Annotated in this window: 1 protein-coding gene; it reads right to left on the bottom strand. The window is 64.4% G+C overall.

Annotated features, from left to right (window positions below; translation table 11 throughout):
- Positions 1-114: 114 nt before the first annotated feature.
- Positions 115-12,369 (bottom strand): beta strand repeat-containing protein, encoded by a 12,255-nt coding sequence (locus DBIPINDM_RS17835; RefSeq protein ID WP_258588473.1) that lies wholly within the window; start codon positions 12,367-12,369, stop codon positions 115-117.
- Positions 12,370-12,590: the final 221 nt, after the last annotated feature.

Raw genomic sequence — 12,590 nt, 5'->3', positions numbered from 1 at the left:
CTGACATACAGCCCCCCTCCAGTTTCTATCCGACGCCGCTAACATGACATATCGGATAGAAAAGTCGATATTAATCTTGTGTATTCGCGACTGCTAAACTACCGCTCAACTTGATCAGGGTAGCGGTGGCGCCGTGTTGACGAGGTTGATTGTTCCGGACGTCGCCACGGTTGTCGTGGCCGGATTCAGGTTGTTGTCCGTGACTACCTGCTCGGCCGTTGGGGCCCCGGACACACCGCGCGACAGGTTGAATGTCGAGGTGCCGGGCGAGCTCTGCTGCAGGAAGACATCGCTGCCATTCGCTGGATCGCCGTTGGAAAAATCGTTCCGCTGGGCCCCGGAACCGCCGACCAGCAGGTTGATGACGCCATTGTCGCCGGCAAGGCCCACGCCTGCGACAACATAGAGGCCGGTGAAGGCGTTCGCATCGCCGTTGCTCGTGATATTGCCCTGCACCGTGGCATTGATCGTGCTGGTGCCAGGACCCTGCGTAATCTGTATGCCCGCAGTGTCGTAATGCGTGAGCGTGTTGTTCAGGATGGCGACGGTGAACGTGCCGGCGTCCTGACTGTTGATGTCGATGTCGTTGGAGCCGAGACCGCTGCCCGAATGGGCAGTCCCTGCGACACCAATCGTGTTGCCCGAAATCGTGCCGTCGAATGTCGAATTGCCGCTGCCGCTGCCCTTGTTCACTTCGATGACATTCGACTTGATGCCGGTTCCACCATTGGCGGCATGCATGTCGAAGGTGTTGTTGGAAATGTCGAAGGTCACATTGCCGAGGCTGGCGATGTCGAAGGCGGTGCCGCCGCTGACGGTCAGCGGATGATTGTTGGTCACCGTATTGCCGGTGAGCTTGACATCCATGTTCGTCCCGACCTGACCCGTCGCGGTGATATTGCTGGCGCGTGCGCTGGTGAGCGCGCTGTTGGAGACGGTCAGGTTCATCGTGGTGCTGCCTGCATCCGCCTGGAAGTTGATGGCGTCGTTCATGCCGGTGCCGTTGTCGCTCCGGCCACCGATGGTGGAGCTGTCGATCGTCAGCCGGTTCAACGTGCCGGTGTTGTTCTCGACCATGATGGTGTTGGTGTAGCCGCCGCTGATGTTCGAATTGGTGATCGAACCGGAGCCCAGCAGGTTGGTCAGCCGGATCGCGTCCTCACCGGTGTTGGCGGTGAAGGATGTCAGCGCATCGGTCAGGCTATTGGTGGTGCCGCTGTCGCCGCTGATGACGCTGTGGTTGAGCGTGAAGCCGGTGACGTTGTTGCCGCGGATCGCGAAATTGCCGAAATCGTTCAGCTGCATCCAGGCGAGCTGCACATCCTTCGTACCGTTGAGGAAGATGCCGGTGCCCTGCGTGGTGCTGCCATCGGCACCGGTCTTGTTGGCGATGGTGCCGCCCGAGCCGGCCGAGCCCGTGCCGGTCACATGCAGGCCACCGCTCGAACCGGTGTTGTTGAGAATGATGCCGTTGGCGCTGCCGCCATTCGACGAGATACTCTGGAACGTCACATTGTTGGCGCCGATCGTCGTGTTGACGACGTTGAGTGCCGTACCTGTGGTCGACGTGATGGTGTTGCCGGTACCCTGCACCGTCACGGTGCCACCGGTGGTCGCCGCCGGGCCTGCGCCGGTGGCGTTGAAGCCGGTGCCGCTGGTGGTGTTGATAACCAACCCACCATTGGTGAAGTCGATGGTCGCACCGTTGTTGCCGGTCAGGTTGACGGCGGTGTTGGCGCCCGTGGTCAGCGCCTTGCTGGTGCCCGAGAACGTGATCGTGCCGCCGGTGTTGTTCTGGACGTTGATGCCCAGCGCACCGCTACCTGTGTTCGTGATGCTGCCGGACAAGGTGACGGCGTTGCCGGTGCGGCTTTGAATGTCGACCACGTGTCCCGCGCCGCTTGTGGTCAGCGCCGCATCGCTGGTGATGGTCGCGTTGCCGCTCAGATTGGCGAAAGCCGTTCCGGTCGTGGTGTCGATGGTGTTGCCGCCACCGCTGACGGTCACATTGCCGCTGCCGGTAACGTTGAAGCCGCTGGCGCTGGTGGTGTCGATGTTCAGACCGCCGCCACTGAAATTGATCGTCGTTGCGGCGCCATTGCCGGTCAGGTTGACGGCGGTGGTTGTTCCGGTGTTCAGCGCGCTGTTCGCGCCGGAGAAGGTGATCGTGCCGCCGGTGTTGTTGCTGACGTCGATGCCGTTGGCAGTGCCGACACTCTGGTCCGCGCTCAGGGTTCCGCTGAGCGTGACGATTCCACCGGTGCGTCCGCTGATCTGAACGACGTTGTTGGCAACGGTTCCCTTCGACACCGACGCCGCGATCGTGACGTTGCCGGAGCCGCCATTGATGTCGATGCCGATACCCTCGACTGAGCCGAACCCGCCGATCAGACTTGTGCTGCCGCTGATCGTGACCGCGCCGGTGTTGTTGTCGATCCTGATGCCGCCGCCGGTTGCCGTGCCCGTCTGATCTGCGATCGTCACCTTGGCGAAGTTCACCGTTGCGCTGGTGCCGTTGAGGAAGATGCCGTTGAAGTTGGTGCCGCCCGGGACGCTAAGCGTGCCGCCATTGAAGGTGCCGCCGCCGACATTGGTCAAATTGACCGCATCGCCGCCGGTGACTTTGGTGTCCGCTGTCATCGTGTTGAAGGTGGCGCCGCTGGCGCCGACGGTCATGCCGTTCCAGACCAGGAGCTGGCCACCCAAGGTCGTGTGGATCGTGTTGGTGCCGGTGACGTTGATCGTGCCGCCACCCGTGGCGCCGAAGCCAAGGCCGGAGCTGGTGGTGATCCCCATGCCGCCAGCAAAATTGACGGTGGCGCCAACATTGGTATCCAGGTTGACCGCCGTGTTGATGCCGGTGGCAAGCGTCATGGCGCCGTTGAAATTGAAGGTGCCGCCGGTGTTGGCGTGGACATAGATGCCGTCGTCGTTGCTGCCGGTGGCGCTGAGCGTGCCGGACAGCGTGACCGTGCCGCCGGTGACGCCGGAGATGTCGACGATCTTGCCGGCGGTGGTCTTGGTGACCGAGCCGCCATAGCTGATGGCCGCCGCACCGCCATTGACCACGAACGCCGCGCCCGTCGCGCCGGAGAGCGCGCCGGTTCCGGTACCGAGGCCGACCGTGCCGCTGACATTGGTCAGGCTGACATTGCTTGTTCCGCCACCCGACGAGGTCTGGTCCAGCGCGATGGTCGCGGCGACGCCGGAGAGGCTGATCGCCTGGCCGAGGGTCGAATTCACCGTCTCGGCGCCGCCGGTGGCAGTGATGCCCATGATGCCGCCAGTGCCGGCGATGCCGGTGCCGGTGGTGGTGTCGATGGTCAGGCCGCCGGTGAAGCTGGTCGTGCCGCCGCTCTGCGAGAGACCTGTGCCGCTCGTCGTGTCGATGTTGGCGAGGCCGGTGACGTTGAGCGTGCCACTGGCCCAGCCGATGCCGCCGCCGGTCGCCGCGGCGTTGTTGATCGTCACATTGCCAAAATTGAAGGTACCGGTGTTGGTGTTGATCGCACTGATGCCGGTGCCCGACATGTTGCCGATGCTCGTGGTGCCGGTAACGGTGAAGCTGCCGGCAACGCCATCGAAGATGATGCCGCTGGCGCCGGTGTTGGCACTCACGCTGGTGAACGTCATGTTGACGGTCAGCGGATCGAGATCGAATGCCGCGCCGTTCAGAGTGGTGACCACGCCGCCGCTGCTGTTCAGCGTGAAGGTGGTGGTCTTGGTGTTGGCGATGACACCGGTGCCGCCATTGTTGGCGAGGCTGAGCGTACCCAGGTCAAGGGTGCCGCTGGTGTTGGTGAAGCTGAGGCCGTTGCCCTGGACCCGCGCGCCAGGAGTGCCGATGCCAAGCGTGCCGGCGCTGACGGTGCCGCCGGCGCCGTCGGAGTCGAAACGGACATTGTTGAAGGCGATGCCGCCGCCGGTGCCGCCCGTCACTTTGTTGCCGGCAAACGACCTGATCGCGATCGAGTTGTCCGTCGTGCTGATGTTCTGGCCGGAGAACGATGCCGCCAGGGCGGATCCGGTCGATTTCAGCGTGTTGCCGTCGATGGCAAGCAGAAGCGTATTGGCCGGCGCGCCGGTCGTGGAGAAGTCGAGCGCGCTGCCGCCGGCCGCGATGTCGTTGTTCCTGAGGAAGAAACTGGAGGCGCCCGTCGCATTGACGGCGACACCGGAGCCGCTGCCGAGATTGCGGACGATCAGGTTCTCGATGCCGCCGGTGAAGGTGCCGGTGCCGCTGGTGGCAAAGTTGATCACCGAGGTGGCGTTGTTGCTCTGCAGCACGGGCCGTAGCGTATCAATACCCGAAGGTGCCGAGATGATCGGCGAATTCTGCACCGTGGTGAAGTGGAAAGCAGCGGAGGCGCCGCTGCTGGTGTCGACACCAAGCTGCGAGACATCGACGGCCGCATCGCCGCTCTTGAAGGCGAGCAGCACCTGCCCGTCATCAAGGTTGAACGTGCCGCCGCCGCTCAGGTTGAGAGTTTCCTGGCCGCCGTCGACGTTCTTGTCGATCAGAACGACGACGTTGGCCGTCGAGGCCTGGGCCTGCGCGAGGCTCCCCGGGTTGGCGAGGCTGCCGTCGCCGGTTCCCGAACCGTTGCCGTCCAGATCGACATAATAGACATGGATCGACGACAGGTTCGAGGTGTCGCCGGTGAAATTGACGTCGTTGAAATTGTAGTCGCCCGATGTCGGCAAGGTGTCGACTGCGTGGATGACCTGGCCACCGGTGGTCGCGATCGACGATTCGGCCGGGCCCTGGCCGTCGCCGAACACCAGCTGGGCATTGGTGGCGCTGGAGAACTGCACACCATAGCCGACATTGGCGATGGTCGAGGTCTGGCCGGCCGGGTTGTTGTTGACGGTGTCGCCGAGCTGGATCGTGCCGGTGCCGGTGGTACCGGCCATGTCGATGCCGATCGTGCCGGCGAAGCTGCCGCCGTCGACATCGAAATCGCTCGCCGTGATGTTGCTCGCGCCAAGCGCCGCGCCGTTGAGGTCGAGGCCAATGGCGTTCGCGGCATTGAGCCCGATGTTCAGGCTGGCGAAATTCAGCGTCGAGCCGAGCGTGCCGGAGACATCGACGCCGGCGCCGGTGATGCCTTGCAGGTTGACCGCGCCGAGATCGAGCGTGCCGCCGCTGACATCGTTGAGCGAAATGCCCGTCGCCGCGCCATTGACCGAGATGGAATCGAACTTGATGCCGCCCGCGTCGACCGTCGCGCCTGTCGCCCCCGGCAGGACCGCTGTCGCGTCGCCAAGCTTCAGCGCCGTGCCCGTGCCGGTGGTGATGGTGTTGCCGTTGCCGGTGACGCTGATCGTGCCCGGACCGAAGGTGCTGGCGGTGAAGCCGGTACCACTCGTGGTGGTGATGACGAGGCCGCCATTGGTGAAGTTGAGCGTGCCCTTGGTCTGCGGATCCGGCACGTACGCGGGTGCCTTGACGATGGCATCGTTGGCCCCGGTGTTGAATATCTTCGACGTACCCGAGAAGGTGACCGTGCCGTTAGCCGAGCCGCCGATAGCGACACCTTTGCCACCGCTGTGATCGATGGTGCTCGAAATATCGTATATGCCGTCGGCATGGCCAAAGAAGTCGAAGGCCGTCGACGCCGTGGTGGAAACGACTGAACCGCTCATGTTCAGACGGGTCCCGTCGCCGGTGGCGCTTAACACCGCACCCGCACCGACCGTGATCGAACCTTTGTAGGTCAGCGTGGTAAAGGCCAGGTCATTGCCACCGCCGAGGCTGATGGCCGCAAGGCTGGTGTTTGTGATGCTGGCGCTGCCGTTGACGCCGACGTTGACGGTCCCGCCCTGCGAGCTCTGTATGATGCCGAACTGGCCGCCATCGATGGTCAGGGTGGACCCGGCGACATTGGCGATGTTTATGGTGCCAACCGTGGGGCCGCCGATGTCGAACCCGGCATAGCTGACGTCGAGATCGATCGTGCCGGTGAAGTTGACCTCCCCGGCGCCGCTCAGGGCGGACAACGAGGCGCCGGTGTATCCGGTGTCGGTCAAGCCGCCGATGTTGACGTCGCCGGCAAGGACAGAGCCCTCCAGCATCACGCCGGCACCGCCGGGGTCGCCGGGAAGGGCAGGGATCGTGGAGTCCGCCTTGATGCTGTCGAAGGTAACGCCGGCGCTGCCGACATCGGCAAAAGCTATGATCAACCCATTGCTGCCGGAGTCGATCGTGTTTCCGGTAACGGGGCCGGTACCTGACACGCTGACGGTGCCGCCATACGCCGCGACAAAGCCTGTCCCGGTCGTCGTCTTTATGGCGAGGCCGCCATTGGTGAAGTTGACCGTGCCATTCGAATTGGGGGCCGGCGCGCCCAGCGGGAAACTGCCGGCGATACCGAGGCTAACGCCGTCGGTGGCGCCCGAGTCGATCTGCTTGGTCGTGCCGGAGAAGGTGACGGTCGCCGCCGTGCCATTGTCGATGCCGGTAACGACGATGTTGCCGCCGGCTCCCGCGAGGCCGTCCGTCAGATTGCCCGACAGCGTCACCGAGCCGCCGGTCAGCTCCTGGATGGAGACCGCCGCACCGATGCCGTTGCTGGCGATGGTGCCGCCGTACGAGATGGTCGCATTACCACCGCTTTGATCGGTCGAAGAGCCGACATTGAACGCGGTGCCCGAACCGGTGTTGGTCAGCGTGCCGGTGCCGAAGCTCGCCGTGCCGCTCAGATTCTGCAGGTCGATGCCGTTGCCTGCGCTGAATGTCGCGCTGGTCGAGGTGAAATTGATACCGGCCGTGATGCTATCGAGCGCCACCGCCTGCGCATTCGTGGCGTTGATCGCGCCGGCCGTGACATTGACCGTGCCGCCGCCGCTGGCGCTGAATGCCGTCGCGCCATTCGTGGTGATGTCCAGATCGGCGAAGGTGACGGTGGAGCCGGTGTTGTTGGTGAGCGAAACACCATTGCCGTTGACCGTCACCTTGTCGGTGAAGTTGACCAGGCCACCGCTGCGGTTGGCGATCGAGATGCCGCCGCCGGTCAGCGTGCCCGGTGTCGCGCTGTTGGGCAAAGTGCCGCGCGTGAGCGTGATGTTGCCGGTGCCGCCATTGACGTCGAGCAGCGTGCCGGCGACGTTGACGTTGACGTTGTTGTTGATGATCGACAAATTGCTGTCGAGGCTGGCGACCTTGAATGCCGTACTGCCGGTGGCGACATTGCTGACGGTGACGCCTTCGATGACGATGCCGCCGGCATTGTTGAAGCCGCCCGCGCTCTGGTCAACGGTGAACACCGAGCCGCTGGCGCCGCTGAAGTCGAAAGCGGTGTTGCGCACCTGGTTGCTGCCGAGCAGGTGCATCAAGTCGCCCGTGCCGGTGACCACGCCTTCATTGCCGGTGACGTTGCCGCCGGTGGCGCCGAGATTGCCCTGGACATTGACCGGCTGGATGGTGCCGGAGGTGAGGATGGAGGTGTTGTTGCCGAAGCCGGTGATCGACTGTCCCGAATCGAGCGTGAACGGCGTGCCGCTGAGATCGACGGTGCCGACAAAGGCGAAGGTCTGCGTGCCGGCCAGGGCATCGGCCTGGGCGACCGAGATGGTCGTGACCGCGGCGCTGAGCCCGTCCGTGCCGGCGGCGATGACGCCGCCATTCTGGGAAACCATGATGGTCCCGCCGACCGCGCTGGCCAGATGGGCGCTGCCGGTGAAGAACACATCGTTGAAATTGTAGTTGCCGAGCGTCGGATCGAGCCCGATCGTGTTGACGGTGTAGGCGCCAACGGCCGTGGCGCTGATGGAGGACTGCAGCCCGTCGGCCGAAGTGCCGTCGCCGAAGGTGAAGTTGGCGTTGGCCGAGGTCGCGGTGGTGCCGCCCGATGACAGGTCGACGCCGATGCCCAGATTGGTGATGCTGGAGCCGCGCAGGAAGGTGATGGTCTTGTCGCCAGTGGTCGACGACAGGTCGATGCCGCGCGAGGTGAGGTCGCCGGTGCCGGTGATTGTGGTCAGGCCGAAGTCAGCCGTAGTGGACGAACCGCTGAAGTCGATGCCGGTCTGGTTGGCGCCGGAGCCCATCGTCACGGTCGTCGTGCCCAAGGTGACGTCGGCATTGGTGCCGGCGAAGTTGATGCCGGCGGTGTTGGCCGCCGAGCCCAGGGTGACCGAGGTGGTGCCGAACGTCACCGCCCCGGCATTGCTGCCGCCGCCACCGATATCGATACCGTTGCCGCCGGCTCCCGACACGGTGACCGAGCCGAAGGTGGCGCTGGCGCCGCTGGCGACGTTCGAAACCGACACACCGGTGCCGGTCGGGTTGGTGATCGTCAGGGGCGCGGTGGCGTTGAAGATCGTGGTGCCGCCAAGGCCGGTGATGACAGCACCGCCGCCACCGCTGGCCGTAAGCGCCGAACCGGTGAAGCTGATCGTGCCGCCGGTCGGTGCCGTGGTCGAGCCGATCGCAAAGAGATTGCCGGTGCCGGTCGAACTGATCGCGCCGCTGAAGGTCACCGAGCCGCCGCTGATGCCGTCGACCTTGACCGCCGTGCCCAGCGTGCTGGTCGAACTGGAGATATCGGCCGAGACCGTGATCGCAGCGGTGCCGCCGGAGACGACGACGCCGTCGTTGCCGACGAAGCCGCTATTGGTGATGGTGCCGCCAATGGCGATGGTGCCGGTGTTGTTGGTCAGGCTGACATCGGCGCCCGCAACCTCCGTCGTCACCAGGTTGGCGACATTTACGGTGGCGGCACTACCCTGCACCACGAAGCCGTCACCCAAGAGGCCGACGGCCGCGATGGTCGTCGTACCGTTGAAGCTGTAGATGCCGCTGGCGACATTGGTGAGACGGATGGCATCGCCCATGACGCGACTGATGTTGACGCCGCCGAAGGTGACATTGCCGCCGCTGGTGTTCTCGATGACGATGCCGGTCGACACGTTGCCGCCGGTGCCATCGACGGTGACGCTGGCGAACGTCACACCGGCAGCACCGATCGTCAGACCGCCGGCGCCGCCGAGCTGGATGCCCTTTTCCGCCAAGCCGGCGCCGGTGTTGACCGTGTTGCCCGACCCGGTCACCGTCAGCGTGCCGCCATTGATGGCGCTGAAGGCGAAGCCGCCGTCCGTGGTCAGATCGAGACCACCGGTGAAGTTGATCGCGCCGCCGGCATTGGTGGACAGGTCGATTGCATTGGCCGCGCCGGTGCTGGCGGTGATCTTGCCGCCGAACGTGGCGGTGCCGCCGGCCATGTTGGAGATCTTCACCGCACTTGCGGCACTCGTCTGGCTGATGGTGCCGTTATAGGTGACGTTGGGGGTGGAATTGCTGATCGAGAAGGCGTTGCTGCTCGTGCCGGCGATGGAGCTTCCGGCCCCGAAGGTCAGGGTTCCACTCGAGCCGTTGACGATACCGACGCCTATGCCGCCGCCGGTAATATCGAGGTCGTCGAAAGTGGCGGTGCCGTCGAAATTGTTGGCGAACAGCCCGACATTGGTGGCATTGCCGATCGTCGTGTTGCCGGTGAAATTGACGGTCGCGCTCGAGGCGACAAGCTCGATGCCGGTTTGGCTCGCATTCTGGACATTGAGATTGTCGACCGAAACCGTGCCGGTCACGCTGCCGAGGAAAAGACCTGTGTCGACATTGCTGACGGTCACGCCCTGGATCGTCAGGCCGTTGATCGAGGTTGCGTTGATGCCCGCGTCGCTGCCGCCCGAAATGTTGAAGTCGAGCAGCGAATTGCCGTTGGCCGCCGTGACGACAGCGCCGGAGCCGGAATTGGTCAGCGTCGCCGCGCCGGCAGGGTCCGAGATGGCCACGTCATGCTGGACATTGTCGCCGGTAACGTTGATCGGCACGCCGCCGAGCGAGAAGGAGCGGCCATTGCCGAACGAGGCCAGCGTCTGGCTGGCGCTCAACGAGAAACCGCCAGCGGCATCGATCGGCGTGCCGTCATTGACCAGCACGAAGATGGCGTCGCTGGCGGTGATGGCGTCGGCGGTCGCGACCGTAGCCAGGTTCGTCAGCGAAGAGCCGTCGCCACTGCCTGTGGCCGACGAGCCGATGAAGATCACGTTCTGCACGTCGAACAGCTGCGGACCGCTGAATGTGGTGGAGCCGAACGCGTAGAGGCCGAGTGTCTGGTTGAGGCCGCGCGCATCGAGCGAAGCGGTGATGCCGGCAATCGAACCGCCACCGAAGCTGAACTGGGCATTGGCCGAATTGGCGAGCGACCCGGAAATGCCGAGGCGCACGCCCGTGTCGACGCCCGAAATGGAGCCGCCATTGGTGATGATGATCGAGGCGCCGCCGGTGGTGTTGGCGAGGTCGATGCCGATCGTGCCGGCAGCACCCGGGCCGCTGATGGCGAGCGACTGCGCGGTGAAATTCGTCTGGCTGCCGGAGAAATCGAGACCGGTGCCGACGCCGAGGCCGGAAATGACGATGTTGCCGGCCACCACCGCCGCGTTGACACCGCTGAACGACATGCCGTCGGCGCCGGGATTGGTGATGTTGATGTCGCCGAAGCGGATCGTCGCCGGCGAATCGGTAATGGCGATCGCCGGTCCCGTCGTGTTGGAAACCGTCGTCGCACCGTTGACGGTGAAGCTGCCCGAAACATGGTCGAGCACCACACCGGATGTGCCGCCGGTCTGGGTGATCGAATCCAGCACCACATGGGCGGTGATCGGGTCGATGAAGACGGCCGTGCCGCCATTGCCCGACACCGTGCCGCCAGCGGTGGTGAACGTGCCTCCGGTCGACGTACCCTGCACCGTTATGCCGCGATCGGTATTGTTCAGCGCATTGACGATGGCGAAGGTGTAGGTGCCCTGGCCTGATATATCGAGGCCGTCGTCGAGATTGCTCTGCAGCAGCGTCGTGCCGGTGAAATTGTAGGTGCCGTTGTCTTCGATGTGCAGGCCATCCAGGCCGTTGCCGGTCGCGGTGAAATTGGATGCGCTGACGTTGGTCGAATTGCCCTTGAATTCGGCGCCGTTGCCGCCGGCGCCCGTCACCGTGACATTGGTCAGCGTCGTGCCGGTGGCGTTGTTGCCGAAGATGCCGTCGGCGCCGCCGGTGATGGTGATGCCGTTCAGCGTGTTGCCGGTGCCCAGCGTGATGACATTGTTGGCGACGTTGGTGCCCTGGATCGTGCCGTCGGCGCCGCCGAGGTTGAAGGTGGCGGTACCGCCGCCGAACAGTTTCGCGGTGACGCTTTCGCCGCCGCCGATCAGCGTCTGGCCGGCGGCAAGCGTCTGGCCGGGGGTCTGGATGTTGCCATTGCCGCCCAGCGCAACGACAAAGCCGCCGCTGCCGGCCTTGGTGACCGCGTCGTCCAGCGTCGTCGGATCGGCCTGCGTACCGGCGCCCGCCAGGCCGCCATCGGCGAAGTAGAACTTGCCGAACGCCGCGTTGGTGGCGGCGTTGATGGCGACGCGCGTGGTCGAGCCGCCGGTCTTGTCCTGCGACTGGATCCTGACGCCGATATCGCCGCGCACCCGTTCGTTGACGCGCTTGCGCAGGCCTTCGCTGACCGGATAGACCGGGTCCGTACCGCTGATGGCCCCGGTAGTGTCCGAGCCATGGCCGGGGTTGAACGGGATGTTCAGCCGCACGCTGCCGGCGAACTGGGTGTGGTCGCGATTGTCGTCGCGGACCTCGCCGGCCAGCACCAGTTCGGTGCCGCTGCCGAAGACATCGCCGATCGTGTATTCGAACCCGGCCTTGGCGCCGGTGACGCTGCCGTCGTCGCCGTGCGGATCCTCGAAATGGTAGCCGCCAATGTCCAGCCGCAGCGAGTGCTTGTCGGGCAGGTTGAGTGGAACCTGGGCGCCGATCTCGCCCTCGATGCCCCACGCCGCGTAGTCGCGATGATCGAGGACCGATATCTGTTCGATCAGCTGGTTGCTGACCATCGACAGGGTCGAGCTGGTCGAGTGGTCGGTGCTGTCGCCCTTGATCGGCACGAAGACGTTCACATGCGCGTCGAAGTTCGGCGTGATCGCCTCGACGCCCAGCGTGCCTGCTGTGAACTGCGTGCTGTTGTAGTTCTCGACGTTGATATAGGCGTAGCCGCCGAGCATCAGGTCGGGATTGACGATGCGGCGAATGCCGAGGCCGATATCCTGGCCGGAAGCATCCTTGAAATCGTGCTTGGCCCTGACATCCAGGAACAGCACCGATTCGGCCGTCTGCTTGATCGGGATGAAGCCTTCGAGCGCGGCATTGCCGCCATTGTTGTCGGCGCCGATGATGGCGCGGATCTGCGGCTGCCAGAGCCCATCGGGGTCGCCATGGGCAACCACGCCTGAAAGGCCAAGCGCCAGCGTCGTCAGCGCCGTCGTTTTCCAAAGATGACTTACGATACGCGAACGCCGATAGCCGGCGCGCACGCGGAAATCCTCCCCACGCGCTGCCACCCCACCAACTTGCCGAGACTTCTCGGTAGTTCCCATCCCTGGCGAGTCCTTCTGGGACTACACGTCCCGCGTGTTAATTCTTACACGCGAATTCTATTGTATAGCGAGCCCGGAATCTTGTGAGTGTTGTTGTCGACCCTCAAAGTTCTGTCCTGTGGCGAGATTGCCACAGTAGATTTGCCGGCTTGCTTGGC

Source organism: Mesorhizobium sp. AR02 (assembly GCF_024746835.1).
In the GTDB taxonomy this organism is placed as follows: Bacteria; Pseudomonadota; Alphaproteobacteria; order Rhizobiales; family Rhizobiaceae; genus Mesorhizobium.
Note: the sequence above shows the minus strand (reverse complement) of the source record. Positions and strands in the feature narration are given on the sequence as shown.